Source organism: Streptomyces sp. NPDC085932, assembly GCF_044540525.1.
Classification (GTDB): domain Bacteria; phylum Actinomycetota; class Actinomycetes; order Streptomycetales; family Streptomycetaceae; genus Streptomyces; species Streptomyces levis.
In genome coordinates, this window is sequence record NZ_JBITSJ010000006.1 from 470,518 (window position 1) to 485,354 (window position 14,837).

Below are 14,837 nucleotides of genomic sequence, written 5' to 3' on the forward strand. Positions count from 1 at the left end.
GTTCAGTCCTTCAGCATGAATTGGTCCATGACGCGTACGACGGCTTCGACTGCCTGCTGCTCGGCGTCCAGGTCCCCGCGTACACGGGCGTCCCACAGGTCGGCCTTCCGGCGCAGATACGTCAGGCGCAGTTGCAGTTGTTCGATGTCGGCGGCCAGTTTCTGCGCCTGCGAGGCGAACAGGTCCCGCTGCTCAACAGCGGCGGAATCGCCCTGGGCCAGCAGGTCCACATAGCGGCGCATCCCGCTGACCGTCATTCCTGCCGAGCGCAGGCAGGACAGCGCCTCGATGCGCTCCACGGTCGCGGGTGTATAGCGACGATGCCCGCTCGATTCGTCCCGGGCCACTTCTCCCAGCAGGCCGATCTTCTCGTAGTAGCGCAGCGTGGGTTCGCTGAAGCCGGATCGTTGCGCCATCTCCTGGATGGTCAGATCCCTGCTCGGTTCCCTGCGTGCTCCCGCCATGCTCACAGCCTCCGGTACTTCAAGCGCTTGAAGTCAAGCTCGTTTTTTCCGCGGCTTGGAGCAGCCGCTCACGGTCCGACTTGCGTGCTCAACTGCCGAAGAAGCGCTCCGTCACACCAGGTCACTCCGTCTTAGAGGTCGGGCCACCTCACGCGAGATCGAATATCCGTTCGATGGTGGGGAGGGGGGAGGAGGTGGGGGATCGGCCGTCCCTCACGGTCGCGGCCACCGCCTCAGCCCAGATCACCGGCCCGGGCACACCGCGGCTGCGATCCGGAGGGGAGCGAAGGGCCCAGGCCCCGGTTGTTCCGGTGCCTGGCAACGGGCTCCGGCCGGAGGCAGTGAAGCGGGCGCAGATTTAGGCTGGAACCAGCCCTCACGTGTACGGCTGCCCGGACGGAGGCATGGCGCGTGGAGATGGCCGACCAGCGGGACGCCCCGACTGCCGTCGCAGTGATCGACGCGGACGGCACGGTGAGCGGCTGGAGCGAAGGGGGGCGCCTGCTCCTGGGCTGGACGGCGGAGGACACCGTGGGACGCCCGGTGACCGACCTGCTGGTCGATCCCCCGGCCCTCGGCCTCCCCGAGGGCCATGGCACCGGCCACGCGGAGATCATCGCTCTGCGCCACCGGGACGGGTCCGCCGTGGACACCGTGGTAACGACTCAACCGCTGGCTGGCCCCGACGGGCGGGCCATCGGCCACGTGGTGACCTTCCAGCGTTGGGAAAGCCGCCCGCTGATCGCCGACCGAGCCTTCGAACAGTGCCCCTTCGCTCTCGGCGTCTACGACCCTGACCTGCGGTTTTTGTGGATCAACGCTTCCTCGGGCCGGGTGATAGCGCACTCCGAGGAGCAAGTACTCGGAAGGCAGTACCGCGAGGTGCTGCCCGAATTCGACCGCACACTGTTTCCCGAACGGGACGACAAGCCCTACACCGACAAGCTCTCCGAAGTGGCGAGGGCGGGTGAGCCCGCGCGTCTGATCACCGTCTTCCGCCCCCGCGGCAGTGACTACGCCAACGCCTGGGCCACCAGCATCTGGCCGGTCCGAGACAGCGAGGGCAGGATCCGCGCGGTCGCCAACTGGGGGTTCGACATGAGCGCCGAGTACTGGGCTCGGCAACGCCTGCTCATGCTCAACGAGGCCAGCGGCGGCATCGGCCGGACACTCGACGTGACCGGCACCGCTGAGGAACTGGCCCGGACCTCGGTCCCGAGCTTCGTCGACCTCGTCAGCGTGGATCTCTTCGACGAGGTTCTGCGGGGCGAGGAGCCTCCCCCGGCGTCCGCGTTCACTCCCGGCGAGACGGTAAGACTCAGCCGTGCCGCCCGATACACCTCGAAGGAGGACGCCGACCGGGACGCGGGGCCCACCACACCGGTCACGCACGCTCCCGGTTCGGTCGCCGCCCGCTGCATGGCCACCCGCAGGTCCACGGTCGAACTCGCCGCCGAACCGGGCCAGGGCAGCGAGTGGGCCTTCGGGCCCGGGCTCGCCGCCGACCCGGCGCACTGGCCGCCGGGCAACCCGGTGATCGACGAGTCCCTCGCCGCGCAAGGCCTGACCGGGCGGATCACCGTGCCGCTTCAGGCGCGCGGTGCGCTGCTCGGCGTTGTCGCCTTCTGCCGCCTGGACAGGCCTGAGGCCTTCACCGCCGACGACCTGATCCTCGCCGAAGAACTTGCCGCAAAGGCAGCCGTGGCCATCGACAACGCCCGCCGGTACTCGCGAGAGCGCACGACCGCCCTGACCCTGCAGCGCAGCCTCCTGCCGCAGGGGCTGCCGCACCAGGAGGCGGTCGACGTGGCGTCGCGCTATCTGCCGAGCGGGACCGACACGGAAGTGGGCGGCGACTGGTTCGACGTCATTCCCCTGTCCGGAGCCCGGGTCGCCCTCGTCGTCGGCGACGTCGTCGGCCACGGCCTGCACGCCTCGGCCAGCATGGGCCGGCTGCGCACCGCGGTTCGCACCCTCGCCGACGTCGACCTGCCCCCCGACGAACTGCTCACCCACCTGGACGACCTGGTTCTCCACCTCGCCAGCGATCTCCAGCCCGGCAGCCACTTCCAGCCGACCGGCGAGTCCGGCGCCACCTGCCTGTACACCGTCTACGACCCTGTCTCCCGGCGCCTCACCTTGGCCAGCGCAGGCCACCCCCTGCCCCTCGTCGTCCATCCGGACGGCACCAGGCCCCTGGTGGCCGCACAGCCCGGGCCCCCGCTCGGCATCGGTGGGCTGCCTTTCGAGGCCACCGAACTGGAACTGCCGGAGGACAGCCTGCTCGCGCTCTACACCGACGGACTGGTGGAAAGCCGCGAACGCGACACCGGCCAGGGGTTCGCCCGACTGCAGCAGGTGCTGAACCACTCGGCGACCTCGTTGGAGGCCCTCTGCGACACGGTGATGGACGCCCTGCTCTCCGAGCGCCGCACCGACGACGCCGCCCTGCTGCTCGCCCGCACTCATGGCCTGGATCCCGACCATGTCGCGGACTGCGACGTCGAACCCGACCCGGCCCAGGTGCCGCTCGCCAGGAAGTTCGCCGTCGACCAGGTGGACGCCTGGGGCCTGGAGGAGGCGTCCTTCGTCACCGAGCTCGTCGTCAGCGAGCTGGTCACCAACGCCATCAGATACGGCGAACCACCGATCAAGCTACGGCTGATCCGTGACACTTCCCTGATCTGCGAGGTCTCGGACGCCAGCAACACCGCTCCGCACCTGCGCCGGGCCCGTGTCTTCGACGAGGGCGGCCGGGGTCTGCTGCTCGTCGCCCAGCTCACCCAGGGATGGGGGACCCGGCACATGACCAACGGCAAGACGATCTGGTGCGCACAAGCCCTCCCCGAGGGGGCGCTGTCGGGCGAGCGGAACCGCGTCACCCGCCCGTCGGCAGACGAGCGATGAACAGGTGAGCCGGCTGGCCGTGGGCCGGTTGCCGAGGCCGCCTCGTCACGGTTGCCGGAGGCGGACCAGGCCGCTGAACCCGCAGCTCGTCTCAGCCCGACTGGTTCAGGAACCCTCGCCGGGCCTGGGATCATCAGAGGTGAGCAGTCTCTGCACGGCCTGTCTGTCCGTCTTTCCGTTCGTGGTGAGGGGGATGGCGGCAACCGCCGTCACCCGGGAGGGCACCATGTAGGGCGGCAGGAGCTCGCGGAGTGCCTCGCGTAGGTCCGGGCCGGGCGCTGCGGCGGGTGGGCCGTCCATGCCGGTGTGCACGGCCGCGAGCTCGGTGCTGCCGTCCGGGGTGGGGAGGGCGACGACGACCGCGTCGAGAACGCCGGGCAGGGTGCGCAAGGCGGCCTCGACCTCACCCAGTTCGACCCGATAGCCGTGCACCTGCACCTGCTGGTCGACCCGGCCGAGATGGACCAGCACCGTCCCCGGAGGAAGCGGCCCGTCGGCGGGGGGCGAGGCGGCCCGGGCGGGGCTGACACGGTCCCCGGTGCGGTACCAGTGGGCGTCGGTCAGCGGCGTCGCAGAATCGTAGGGGGCGCCGTCGGGCGTGAGGAAGCGGCCGGCGTTGTCGGCCGGGTCGAGGTACCCGGCGAAGCGCTGAGGCCCGCGCACGCAGAGTTCACCGTCGAGCAGCCGGCCCTCCAGAGTGGGGTGGAGGGCACCGATGGGCACCGTGCCGTTGGCGGGCCGGGGCCAGGCCGCGTGGTCCCGGGGCAGGCGGTGGCCGGTGCATGTGATGGTCAGCTCGGTCGGGCCGTAGGCGTTGTCCACGGTGCTGTGCTCGGCGGCCAGCGCCCAGGCCCGTGCCTGGGGGAGCGTCAGCGGCTCGCCGCAGAACACGCTGCGGCGCAGGCCGGGCAGGCTGCCGGGTCTCAGGGCCCGCAACCGCTGGGCCAGCGTGACGACGGAGGGCACGGAGTTCCAGTGGGTCAGGGCGCGGGTGGCGGCGTACCGGACGGGGCGCAGCAGGTCGGCACGGGTGGCGGGGACGAGGGTGGCGCCGGTGCCCCAGGCCGCGTACAGGTCCAGGACCGACGGGTCGAAGGTGAGGTCGAAGGTCTGCGAGACGCGGTCACCCGGGCCGGGACTGTAGTGCGCGACGGCGTGGGTGAGGTAGGCGCAGACGTTGCGGTGGCTGACCGGCACGCCCTTGGGCCTGCCGGTGGAGCCCGAGGTGAACAGCACGTAGGCGAGGTCGTCGGGCCCGGCACGGAAGGCCGGCGGGCCCGGTGGTCGGGTGGCGGCGAGCGCGTCCGGCTCCGTCGCGGTGAGGGTGAGGACCGGCGCGGGCAACAGCGCGGCGTGGTCGCAGGAGCCGTCCGTGAGGATCACGTCGAGGCCCGCTGCCGTGGTCACCCGTGCGTTGCGGGCGAGCGGAGAGCCCGGGCCGAGCGGCACGACCGTGGCACCGAGGCGGTGGACGGCGAGGTATCCGGCGTAGGCGACGGTGGTGCGTGCGGCCAGCAGGCCGACCCTGCGCGGGCGTACCCCCGAGGTGCGGTCCAGGAGCCGTCCGGCCACGTGGTCGGCGAGGGCGTGGAGTTCGTGGTACGTCAGTGTGGTGTCGCCGAGTTCGAGCGCGACCGCGTCGGGGAAGGCGGCGGCGGTGAGTGTGAACCAGTCGTCGAGGGTGCGTCGTTCGTCTTCCATCAGCGGGCTCACGTGTCGCTCATGCCTTTCGCGAGGGTGCGTGTGCGTGGTCCGTGTTCGCGGCGCTCGGCCGGGCCGGGAGCGGGGGAGGGCCGAAGGCACAGCTGAGGGGGGTGTCGGAGACATCGCGCAGGGAGATCCAGCGGTATGTGCCCCAGTGGCCGGTACGGTGGCCGGGCGGCACGTCGATCTCCCAGGGGCGGCCCGCCAGTCCGGTGCCCGCCGCTTTCACGCACGCCTCCTGCGCGGTCCACACCCAGGCCACTTCCCGCGCCGCCCGCGCGGGCGGAAGGGCCAGGACCCTCGGCGCGTGGGAGCGCAGCAGCCGTCGGGCCAGGACACGGCCGGCCGATTCCGAGGGGTGCTGGAGGTCCACCCCGGTGGGTCGGCCGGGGGCGAAGGCGCAGGCCGCGGCGCCGTCGCTGTGGGAGATGCTGATCCCGGCACGCGGGAAGCCGGCGAGCCGGGGCTGCCCGCGCGCGTCCGGGGCGATGACGGCTTCGGCCATCGGCGGTGCGACGATGTGCAGCAACCCGCGCAGCAGTCCCCGGCCGCGCAGGAAACGCTCGGTCCGCCACGGGGGCAGGGCGGTGGACCGGCGCAGGTCGTCGGGGTGAGTGCTGAGCCGCCCGGCCCCGGCCAGCACCCAGACGCCGTCGGCGACTTCGAGCGGCCCGATCACCAGGCCACACCCTTGCGGCCGAGGTCGTCCAGGACCCGTTCGGCACGGTCTGCGAGGGTCTCCAGAACCACCTCGGTCGCGCCGCCGCCGATGCCGAACAGCGCTGCCTGTGCCCTGGTCTGCTGAATGCCGCCGTCGACGAACCCGGCCGCCCCCCACAGCTGGGCGCACTCCCCGAGGACGTGGGGGACGGTGGTACCGGCCGCCGCCTTCAACGTGGCCGCGGCCCGCGCGTCGTGACGCAGGGCCACCTCGGGTGCCCACCGGGCGGTCAGCGCCTGCAGTTCCTGCACCCGTACGAGGCAGGCGGCGAAACGCTGCCGCACATGGCCGAGACTCCACAGCGCACCTTGTCCGTGCGCCCGGTGCGCCAACCGGTCTCGCGTGTCGGCCAGCACCCGCCGGCACAGGGCGACGCCCCACAGCGCCCCGGCCAGGCGCTCCACGGCGATGTGCCGGGCGAACACCGGCAGTCCCAGCCCGACGCGCCCCACCACGTGGTCCCGGCCCAGGCGCACCCCGCCGAACGACACGTGCCCCACGCCGGAACCGGCGTACAGGCCGCTGGGTGCCGGCCGCACCGTCACCCCGGGCGCATCCGCCGGGACCAGGACCCAGGTGAAGTGGGTGACATGCCGGCCGGGCCGGTGCCGGGCGAGCACGAGGAAGGACTCGGCGGTGGTCGTGTTGGCGATCCACTGCTTCTCGCCGGTCACGGTGACGGCGTCCCCCTCGATCGTCACCTCGGTCCGCAGTGCCGTCAGGTCGGTGCCGGCCGTGGTGTCGGTCGCGGCCAGGGCCAGCGTGGCCCGGCCGTTCAGGACGCGGTGCAGGCAGCGTTCCACCGCTGTGCCCGAGCCGGTGGCCAGGACCGGCAGGGCGGTGGCCAGTTGCACACTGGCCGACAGGGTGGCGGGGATGGACCAGCGGCCGTCGATCGCGGCCAGGAGGTCGGCGAGCCGGTCGGGATCGATGCCGTCTCGGACGGTGCCGCCGCGGTAGACGCGCGCGAGGTGCCCGGCCGCGCCGAGCGCCGCCCACACCTCGGCGCCGGTGGCATCCGCGGGCAGTTCGGCCGGGTGGGGCGTGGGCGGCTCGGCCGGGTGGGGCGTGGGTACCTCGGCCGGGCTGAGTGAGGGCATGTCAGGCAAAGGTGACCCCCTGGTCGCGCAGGGTCAGCCGGCCGTCCGCCAGGTGGAGACGGTCGTTGTGGTAGTTGAGACCGGCCGAGCGCAGGTCCCGTACCGCCAGTTCCAGCCGGGTCGGCGAGTCCTTGAGGTAGCCGTGCCGCAGCCCGACCGCCTCGACGAGGTCGTCCACGGCGGCCGGGCACTGCTCCGACGCGGTGATCTTGAGGGAGTTGAGCAGGAGCTGCCGTGCCGGGCGGGACAGGTCCGCACCGGCCTCGACGGTCGCCAGCGCCTGCTGGAGCAGTGCGTGGACGGTGTCCAGCCGCTGCCGGGACCGGGACAGACGGGTCAGCAGCAGCTCGGAGCCGACGTCGAACCGCTCCCGGCCGGCGGGGCTGCGCAGCATTCGCAGGACCCGTGAGAGCGCCCCGGCGGCGGTCCCGAGCCATGCGGCGGACCAGCCGAGATGTGCGAGCGGACCGAAGACGTCCGCGGCGATCTCGTGGAACCGCCCCGGCGTGCCCACGATGTGGTGGGCCGGGACGCGGCCGGTCAGCCGCAGGGGCACGCTGTGGCTCGCCCGCATGCCCATCGGCTGCCAGTCACCCGACGTCTCGACGCTCAGCTGGTCGCGGTTCGCGTAGACGAGGGACACCTCGTGCGCGGTGGCGTCCCCCGCGGCGCGCATCGTGACGAGGAAGCCGTCCGCGTGGGCGCCGCCGGTGACGACCGGCGCGAACCGGTCGATCTCCAGCAGCCCGCCGCTGTCGGTCAACCGGGCGTCGGCCGTGCCCAGATGACCGCCCTTGCCGGCCTCGGTGGTGACGGACGCGAGATACACCTCGCCTCCGGCGACGCGGGGCAGCAGGGACGCGGCCAGGCGCCGGTCGGCGTAGCGGACCAGGGCCGCGGCCTGCTGGCAGTGCATGGCGAAGACCATGGCCACGGACAGGTCCGCGCGTCCGAGCGTCGACGTCGCCGCGACCAGGTCCCGCGCGGTGCCGCCGAGACCCCCGTGCGCGGTGGGCACCAGCAGCCCCAGCAGTCCCGTGCGGCGCAGCGCGGCCAGCGCCTCCACAGGGAAGACGGCGTCCCGGTCGGTGCGCGCGAGATGGGCCTCGGTGACCGCGGTGACCTCCGCGAGCCGGGAGTCCAGGTCCGGCAGGACGACGTCCGTGCTCACGCCGTCACCCGGCCGGCGTCGCCGTCGGGCAGCTGCGCGGCGACGACCCGCCACAGGCTCCCGGCGGTGGCGAACGTGGCGTCGTTCATGTCCTCGTCGGGCAGCTCGATGCCGAAGGTGTCCTCCAGACGGAAGAGCAACTCGATCGCCTGCATCGAGTCGACGCCGAGCCGTCGCAGGTCGGTGCCGGCGGTGATGGCGATCTCTTCGGGACCGGCGTGTTTGAGGAAGGGCCGGAGCAGCTCGGTGAAACGGGCGTCCATGGGGAGCGGTTCCTTTCGGTGCTGGGCTCGGTGGAGACGAGGTCGTCGGTGCCGGACTGACGGGAGACGGCCGGTGCGGCCGCGTCCGCGGTGCCGGGCTCAACGGTCACGGGCGAGGCGGCAGAGGTCGTCGATCCGGCGCAGCCGCTCGGGGACCAGCTCGTCGGCGGCCAGTTCCCGGCCCAGCTCGCCCTCGACCCGTTCGACGATCTCCACCAGCCGGAAGGACGTGAAGGACGCGAACGTGTCCAGGGCGGCACCGGACGCGAGGTCCTGGGCCGTGACGCCCAGGACGTCGGCGACGATCCGGGTGATGCGGCGCCGCAGCTCCGGGTCGGCCGGGTGACCTTCACCGGACTCCGGCAGCGGCACCGGCTCCGGTAGCGAGGTGAAGACCTGCTGGTCGGCGGCGAGCAGTTCCCGCAGGCGGTCGACCGTGCCGGACGGTTCGGCCCGGCCGCGGGCGACCCGGCGGTGCGCGAGGTAGGTGTGCTCGACGAGCCGGTCCCACGAGGCCAGGTGTGCCCGTTCGGCGTCCGTCTCCGTGCTTCGTCCGGCGCACTGCGCCCGGTACGCCGCGTGCAGCTTGCGGGCCCGGGCCAGCAGCCAGGTCTCGGCCGCGAGCTGTTCCAGCGCGCGAAGACGGTCCGGCCACTCGGCGTACGCGGTGAGGTAGGGCTCCGGGTCCCGGGCCGCCACCGTCGGCGGCGCCGGCACCGGGGCGGCCGCGACGAAGGTGACCAGCTCGGCCGAAGCGAACCTGGACAACTCGTGCGCGCTCAGGACGTGTTCACCGGGCACGGCCGCGCCCCACCGGGTCTCGATGCGGTAGGCGTCGGTGACGTGCCATCCCGAGGGACCCGCCGCCAGCAGGAAGCTGTGGTCCATGTGGGCCTTGCCGTGGTACGGCAGCCACGGCAGGTGGAAGCTGTCGGCGACGACGTAGTGGACACCGGTGTGCCGGGCCGCCTCGGCGAGCAGGTCCGCCGGGGCCAGACGGGCCCGGCGGACCGCGATGAGTCCGGCGAGGGGGGCGTCGCTCGCCAGCCGGGTCTCCAGCGCCGGGTCGGCCGTGGGCAGACCGTCGGGCAGTGGGCGTACCGGCAGGTCCAGTCGGGAGCCCAGGCGCAGATGGGTGCCGGGGCCGTGGAAGTGGTCCGCCAGCACGGCGAGGTTGGCCTGCACGCAGTCCAGCAGGCCGGTGCGGATGCCGTCCAGGCGGAGTGCGGCGGGGGAGCCGGTGCGGGGGGTGGTGGGCATGTCGGTCGCTGATCCCTCGGTCGTTCGGCGGCAGGGCGGGTCGGACGGGCCGGCGGTGGTCAGATCCATGGGGGCAGCACGGGGAGCCCGTGGGGCGCGTGCAGTGCGTCGCCGCTGCCGCGGCCGCTGAACCAGGCGAGGAGGTCCGCCGGTGTTCCGGACACCACCGAGGCGCCGCTGCCGAAACGGGCCAGTTCCGTGCCGTCGGTGGTCCGCACCGTGAGGGACGGCATCCCGTCGGCCTGGGTGTAGTAGCCGATGACGTCCGCCAGGACGATGTCCCGCGCCGACGGCGGTGTGTCCGCGACCTCGTGACCGGTGTCCAGGTCGACCAGGTGCAGCGTCAGTTCGCGCAGCCGGATGACGAGGATGCGGCGCGGTGTGCACACCTCGCCGGTGAACGGGACGACGGTGGCGTCCCAGGCGGATGCCGGCAGGGTCTGCACCGCGTGCTGCCAGTGCGCCGCGCTGTCCCGCAGCCGGGCGAGCAGGTCGGCGGCGGGCAGCCGGGCCCCCGCCTCGATCTCGGCGTCCCGGGCCTCGCGGCTGGTGTACTGCGGTGTCCTGACACCGGTGCGCGCCCAGGTCAACAGCCGTTCCAGGGCGGGTGCCTGGGCGGTGAGGTGGCTGAGCACATGGGCGCGTGTCCAGCCAGGCAGCCGCGACGGCGCACGCAGGTCCGCCTCGCCGAGGCCGTCCACCGCGCGAAGCAGCCGGTCGGCGGCGGCGGCGAGTTCGCGGAAGGCCGCGGGGCCGGGGTTGATCTCCTTCATCGGGCCGTCTCCGGGGAGTCGTGGGCGGGAGCCTGCCGGCCGGTGAGCCGGGCGAAGGCGGTGGCGATACGGGCGAGCCGCCCGGCGATGTGGGGCAGGCGCAGCGGGTCCTCGGCGGCCAGGGCTTCCCGCTGCTCCTTGTCGTCCCCGTAGAGCAGGCTGGTCGCGGCCTTGAAGCGCAGCGCCCGGGGGTCGTCACCGAGGAGGTGGCCGCCCAGGACCACGACGCCGGACTCCTCCAGGAGACGCCGGGCCAGCGAGGCGGAGTCCGTGACGCCACGGTCCGCCAGCTCCCGGCGGAGCGGGCCGAAGTCCGGGTAGACGTAGAACGCGCCGGTGGGCGGCCGGCACAGGGCCCCGGAGTCGAGGGCGATCCGGTGCACGGCACGCGCGACCGCGCCGTGCAGCCGGGTGGCGTCGCGCAGTCGCTCGACCACCTCCGGCGGTTCGGCGAACGCGTAGGCGGCGACGTCCTGCATGGGACCCGACAGCGCCGACCACAGCTCACTCGCGGCCGCCACCACGCCGTCGCGCATCCACCGACCGGACTCCCCTCGGGGGAAGCGGGCGGCGCCGATGCGCCAGCCGCCCAGGCCGAGGCTCTTGGACAGGCCCGTGGTGATCACCGTGCGGTCGGGCGCGACGTCCGCGGGGCTGAGGAACGGGGTGGCCGCCGAATCGTGCAGGACGTCCCGGTAGATCTCGTCCGAGATGATCACGAGGTCCTCGCTCCGGGCGATGTCGCACACGTCCCGCACCAGCTCCGGCGGCGCGAGCGTGCCGGTGGGGTTGTCGGGCAGCGTCAGCACCATCAGCCGTGGCCGCAGTCCGTCCGCCCGCGCCCGGCGCAGGGCGGTGCGCAGCGCGGCGGGGTCCGGCACTCCGCCGCAGGACGCCGGCACCGGTACGCCGACGGCCCGTTTGCCTGCGAGGGCGGCCTGGGGAGCGTAGGTGTTCCAGGCGGGCGCGGGCAGCAGGACGTCGCCGGGGAGGGTGAGCTGAAGGGCCATCAGCAGGGGCTTGCTGCCGGGGGCCAGCACGATCCGGTCGGCGTCGGTGGGCAGGCCCCGCCGTGCGAAGTACCCGGCGACCGCCTCGCGGGCGTGTTCCCGGCCCGCCACCGGACCGTAGGCGGTCCGCCGTGCCCCGGCCGCGAGGGCGTCGGCGACACCGGGCAGCAGCGGCAGCCGTGCCTCGCCGAACGCCAGGTGCACCAGCGACTCACCGGCGGCCCGGCGTTCTCGGACCAGCTGGTCGAGGGCCAGGTTGGGCGAGGGCGCGAGCTCGGCCGGACCGGCCCCGTGCCGGTCCCGCTCGTGGGGGGTGACGCGGGGCGTGGGGGAGAGGGGCGGGCTGGTCATGCGGCCGCCTCCCGCTCGGGCCCCTCGCCGGCGTCCGGTGCGGATGGCTCCGACGAGGCCGTACCCGATACGGACGCCTCGGGTGCGGTCGTCTCCGATGCGGCCCTCTCGGGTGCGGGTGGCGCACCGCGCAGGGCGGCGGCCAGGTCCGGCGGGGTCGCCGGGTCGATCTCCAGGTCGTCCAGCCAGGCGGCCGCTGTGCTGAACGGCGCCCGGAAGGGACGGCCCACCAGGGCCGGATCGCGTGCCTGGAGCATCCGCAGCTGGAAGAAGGAGCCCTCGGGCGTGCGCTGCACCCCGTCCACGACCACCTTGCCCGGCGTCGCCGACATCACCGGCCCGCGCACGGTCCGGGCGAGACCCGGCAGGGTGCGGTAGGCCGCCTGGAAGATCTCCACCGCCCGCGCCAGCGGCACCTTGAAGTACTCGTGCGGGCCGGTGTCCCGCTCCACGAACAGGTAGTACGGGACCGCGCCCGCGGCCAGTTCGGCCCGCCACAGCGCACTCCAGATGGCCGGGTCGTCGTTGACCCGGGCGATCAGAGGGGCCTGGCAGTACACGACCGCGCCGGTCGCGCGGATCCGTGCCAGTGCCCGCCGCGCGGGCTCGGTCTCCAGCTCGCGCGGATGACTGAAGTGGGCCATCACGGCGAGCTGTTTGCCGGCCGCCACCACTCGTTCGAAAAGGCGCAGTACGTCGTCGGCGTCCTGGTCGGTGGTGAAGCGCTGCGGCCAGTAGGCGACCGACTTGGTGCCGATGCGCACGGTGGAGACCGACGCGACACCGAGCAGGGGCTCCACGTGGCGGCGCAGCCGCTCGGTGGTCATCACCATCGGGTCGCCCCCGGTGATCAGCACGTCGCTGACCTCCGGGTGCGCCGCCAGGTAGGCCAGCAGTCCGGAGGGGTCCGGCGCGGCGAACCGCAGGTCGGCGTCGCCCACGAACTGGGCCCAGCGGAAGCAGTAGGTGCAGTACGCGTGGCAGGTCTGCCCCTGGCCCGGGAAGTACAGGACGGTCTCGTGGTACTTGTGCTGCAACCCCGGCAGGGCGGACCCCTCCAGGTGCGGCACGTTGTACTGCTGCTGACCGGACGGGTGGGGGTTCAGACGCGCCCGGACGTCGCCGACGAAGTCCCGCAGCAGCAGCCGGTCCCCAGGGTCCGCGGACAGCTTGCCGAGCTGCTCCTCGTCGGCCGCGTCGAGCATGCCGGCTTGCGGGAACGTCAGCTGGAACAGCGGGTCGTCCGGCACCCGGTCCCAGTCGACGAGATGAGTGAGGACGTACTCGTTGACCCGGAAGGGCAGCACCAGCGACAGGCGGCGCACGGTCTCCCGGACGTCGTCGGGAAGACCAAAGCGGACGGCGATGTCGTCCAGCTGCCGCGGGCCGTAGGCACGGAACCGCTCCGCCGCGGGGAGCCCGGCGGCCATCAGCCCACACCTCCCGCCGTGCCCTTGCGGTACAGGGCGTCACCCAGCACGAGGAAGTCCAGGTCCATGCTGCGGAACGCGGCCAGCGCGTCGGCCGCCGAGTCGACGACCGGTTCGCCGCGGTCGTTGAAGGAGGTGTTCAGCAGCACCGGCGGTGCGCCCTGGGCGTCGAGGGCGTCCAGGACCGCGCCCACGACCGGCGCCTCGTCGCCGCGCAGCACCTGCGGGCGGGTGGTGCCGTCGACGTGGACGACGCCCGGCGCCACCCGGCGGCCCAGCTCGGTGGCGCGGGCCGCGCCCAGCATGTACCGGCTCAGGTACTCCTGCTGCTCCCACAGCCGGATGCCGTAGGCGGGCCGGGTGACACCGGCGAACGGCCGCCACTGCTCGCGGCTCTTGACCCTGTTGACACGGGTGTTGACTTCCGGGGTGTCCGGAACGGCGATGATCGAGCGGTGGCACAGCGCCCGGGGACCGATCTCGGCGCGGCCCTGTGCGACTGCGCCGATCCGCCCGTCCAGCAGCAGCGCGGTCAGCTCGTCGATGTCCAGGGGCGTGCGCACCAGGCCTTCGGTGTCCGCCGCACCGGTCGCGCTCGCCGCGACGTCGCTGCCGAGGTAGGGGCTGAGCGGGGCCGTGCGGGAGACCGGCGGACACACCGTCCAGGCGGCGCCGAGGGCCACGCCGGCGTCGTGCGGCACCGGCGGGATGTACAGCGGACCGGGCAGGGTGCCGTTGGTGGAGCAGTTCAGGGCGACGCCACCGCTCATGCACCACTCCTCGACCCCGGCAGCCTTGCGCGTCTGCGCGGCGAGATGGGTGACGGCCTCCTCGACGACGCGCTGCGCCGTGTAGGCCACCAGCACCGAGCGGGGGTCGTCGGCGAGCCGGTCCTCGGGCGTGTCGGGGCCGTCGGCCCCGGCGATGCGGCTGTACCGCTCGCGCCAGCGGCCGACCGTGAGCTCGTACTGCTCCTTGACGTCCGCGGCGGTGGCCCGTCCGGTGTTCTCCGGCAGCGGCTCGACGGCGAGCCGGAAGTCGTCACCGCGTGTCTCCACCAGGGGCTCCGTCGGCACGCCACCGGCGCGGCCGTAGGCGGCGAGGCCCATCGTCTTGCCGGCGTTGAGGAAGGAGAAGCCGAGCCAGGTGGAGGCGGCGTCGTACGCGTAGCCCAGTGAGGCGGTCCGCTGCCAGGAGCGTTCGAGCCGGGGCGCGCGGCCCTCCTCGTAGGTCCAGATGCTCGACGACTCGTTCTCGCCGTGCCCGTCGACCACGAGCACGCCCGCCTTGCGGAACGGGGAGGCGTAGAACGACGAGGCGGCGTGGGCGCGGTGGTGCCCGACGCGGACCACCTCGGGCAGCCGGTCGCCGAAGTCCAGGCCTACGGCGTGGGCGAGGAACTCGGCGTCGCCCGCCCACCGGCCCGGATGGAGCTGGTGGTCGTCCCAGCCGACGGCCACCACGTCGATGTCGGCGGCGCTGATGCCGGCCCGCGCCAGGCACATGCGGGCCGCGCCCAGCGGCTTGCGGTACAGCGAGTGGCGCCGGCGGTTGAGGCGCTCCTCCTCCGAGAAGGCGACGATCCGTCCGTCGCCGTCGATCAGGCAGGCCGCGGTGTCGTGCCGGCCGGCCGGTGGCGCGTTGACGCCCAGGATCCACATGTCGGGCAGCTCCTTCGTGGTG

Annotated in this window: 12 protein-coding genes; 1 reads left to right on the top strand and 11 read right to left on the bottom strand. The window is 73.4% G+C overall.

Going from position 1 to position 14,837, the window contains the following annotated elements:
- Nucleotides 1-2: 2 nt before the first annotated feature.
- Entirely contained in the window at nucleotides 3-464 is a 462-nt protein-coding gene (locus ACIGAQ_RS29215; protein ID WP_362283662.1) for a MerR family transcriptional regulator, read from the bottom strand.
- A gap of 417 nt (nucleotides 465-881) precedes the next feature.
- On the opposite strand from ACIGAQ_RS29215, the gene ACIGAQ_RS29220 reads away from it, so the two are divergent.
- The gene (locus ACIGAQ_RS29220) at nucleotides 882-3,371 is read left to right on the top strand and encodes a SpoIIE family protein phosphatase (RefSeq protein ID WP_399788461.1); all 2,490 of its coding nucleotides are present in this window, start codon (nucleotides 882-884) and stop codon (nucleotides 3,369-3,371) included.
- Nucleotides 3,372-3,476: 105 nt separating this feature from the next.
- Here ACIGAQ_RS29220 and ACIGAQ_RS29225 read toward each other — a convergent pair whose 3' ends face one another.
- The 10 genes from ACIGAQ_RS29225 to ACIGAQ_RS29270 form a co-directional block, all read right to left on the bottom strand.
- Nucleotides 3,477-5,072 carry an AMP-binding protein gene (locus tag ACIGAQ_RS29225; RefSeq protein WP_399787981.1) on the bottom strand — a complete coding sequence of 532 codons (1,596 nt, stop codon included), beginning with the start codon at nucleotides 5,070-5,072 and terminating at the stop codon, nucleotides 3,477-3,479.
- A 19-nt stretch (nucleotides 5,073-5,091) separates the two neighbouring features.
- Nucleotides 5,092-5,754 (bottom strand): 4'-phosphopantetheinyl transferase family protein, encoded by a 663-nt coding sequence (locus ACIGAQ_RS29230; protein ID WP_399787983.1) that lies wholly within the window; start codon nucleotides 5,752-5,754, stop codon nucleotides 5,092-5,094.
- A complete protein-coding gene (locus ACIGAQ_RS29235; RefSeq protein ID WP_399787986.1) occupies nucleotides 5,751-6,896 on the bottom strand; it encodes an acyl-CoA dehydrogenase family protein in 1,146 nt (381 codons plus the stop codon). The genes ACIGAQ_RS29230 and ACIGAQ_RS29235 overlap by 4 nt, the downstream gene beginning before the upstream one ends.
- A 1-nt stretch (nucleotide 6,897) precedes the next feature.
- On the bottom strand, nucleotides 6,898-8,067 hold the full coding sequence (locus ACIGAQ_RS29240; RefSeq protein WP_399787989.1) for an acyl-CoA dehydrogenase family protein: 1,170 nt from the start codon (nucleotides 8,065-8,067) through the stop codon (nucleotides 6,898-6,900).
- A complete protein-coding gene (locus ACIGAQ_RS29245) occupies nucleotides 8,064-8,330 on the bottom strand; it encodes a phosphopantetheine-binding protein (RefSeq protein WP_362283677.1) in 267 nt (88 codons plus the stop codon). The genes ACIGAQ_RS29240 and ACIGAQ_RS29245 overlap by 4 nt, the downstream gene beginning before the upstream one ends.
- Nucleotides 8,331-8,429: 99 nt before the next feature.
- On the bottom strand, nucleotides 8,430-9,590 hold the full coding sequence (locus ACIGAQ_RS29250; protein ID WP_399787993.1) for an acyl carrier protein: 1,161 nt from the start codon (nucleotides 9,588-9,590) through the stop codon (nucleotides 8,430-8,432).
- 59 nt (nucleotides 9,591-9,649) lie between these two features.
- Nucleotides 9,650-10,363: a maleylpyruvate isomerase family mycothiol-dependent enzyme gene (locus ACIGAQ_RS29255; protein ID WP_399787996.1), complete on the bottom strand. Its 714-nt coding sequence runs from the start codon at nucleotides 10,361-10,363 to the stop codon at nucleotides 9,650-9,652.
- The gene (locus ACIGAQ_RS29260; protein WP_399787999.1) at nucleotides 10,360-11,724 is read right to left on the bottom strand and encodes a pyridoxal phosphate-dependent aminotransferase; all 1,365 of its coding nucleotides are present in this window, start codon (nucleotides 11,722-11,724) and stop codon (nucleotides 10,360-10,362) included. Before ACIGAQ_RS29260 ends, ACIGAQ_RS29255 begins: the two co-directional genes overlap by 4 nt.
- Entirely contained in the window at nucleotides 11,721-13,154 is a 1,434-nt protein-coding gene (locus tag ACIGAQ_RS29265; protein ID WP_399788001.1) for a KamA family radical SAM protein, read from the bottom strand. Before ACIGAQ_RS29265 ends, ACIGAQ_RS29260 begins: the two co-directional genes overlap by 4 nt.
- Nucleotides 13,154-14,815: a carbamoyltransferase C-terminal domain-containing protein gene (locus ACIGAQ_RS29270; RefSeq protein ID WP_399788004.1), complete on the bottom strand. Its 1,662-nt coding sequence runs from the start codon at nucleotides 14,813-14,815 to the stop codon at nucleotides 13,154-13,156. Before ACIGAQ_RS29270 ends, ACIGAQ_RS29265 begins: the two co-directional genes overlap by 1 nt.
- Nucleotides 14,816-14,837: the final 22 nt, after the last annotated feature.

Excerpts from the sequence above, each read along its gene's own strand:
- ACIGAQ_RS29215 (WP_362283662.1), bottom strand. The coding sequence starts at position 464 with ATGGCGGGAGCACGCAGGGAACCGAGCAGGGATCTGACCATCCAGGAG.
- ACIGAQ_RS29220 (WP_399788461.1), top strand. The coding sequence starts at position 882 with ATGGCCGACCAGCGGGACGCCCCGACTGCCGTCGCAGTGATCGACGCG.
- ACIGAQ_RS29225 (WP_399787981.1), bottom strand. The coding sequence starts at position 5,072 with ATGGAAGACGAACGACGCACCCTCGACGACTGGTTCACACTCACCGCC.
- ACIGAQ_RS29235 (WP_399787986.1), bottom strand. The coding sequence starts at position 6,896 with ATGCCCTCACTCAGCCCGGCCGAGGTACCCACGCCCCACCCGGCCGAG.
- ACIGAQ_RS29245 (WP_362283677.1), bottom strand. The coding sequence starts at position 8,330 with ATGGACGCCCGTTTCACCGAGCTGCTCCGGCCCTTCCTCAAACACGCC.
- ACIGAQ_RS29250 (WP_399787993.1), bottom strand. The coding sequence starts at position 9,590 with ATGCCCACCACCCCCCGCACCGGCTCCCCCGCCGCACTCCGCCTGGAC.
- ACIGAQ_RS29255 (WP_399787996.1), bottom strand. The coding sequence starts at position 10,363 with ATGAAGGAGATCAACCCCGGCCCCGCGGCCTTCCGCGAACTCGCCGCC.
- ACIGAQ_RS29260 (WP_399787999.1), bottom strand. The coding sequence starts at position 11,724 with ATGACCAGCCCGCCCCTCTCCCCCACGCCCCGCGTCACCCCCCACGAG.
- ACIGAQ_RS29265 (WP_399788001.1), bottom strand. The coding sequence starts at position 13,154 with ATGGCCGCCGGGCTCCCCGCGGCGGAGCGGTTCCGTGCCTACGGCCCG.
- ACIGAQ_RS29270 (WP_399788004.1), bottom strand. The coding sequence starts at position 14,815 with ATGTGGATCCTGGGCGTCAACGCGCCACCGGCCGGCCGGCACGACACC.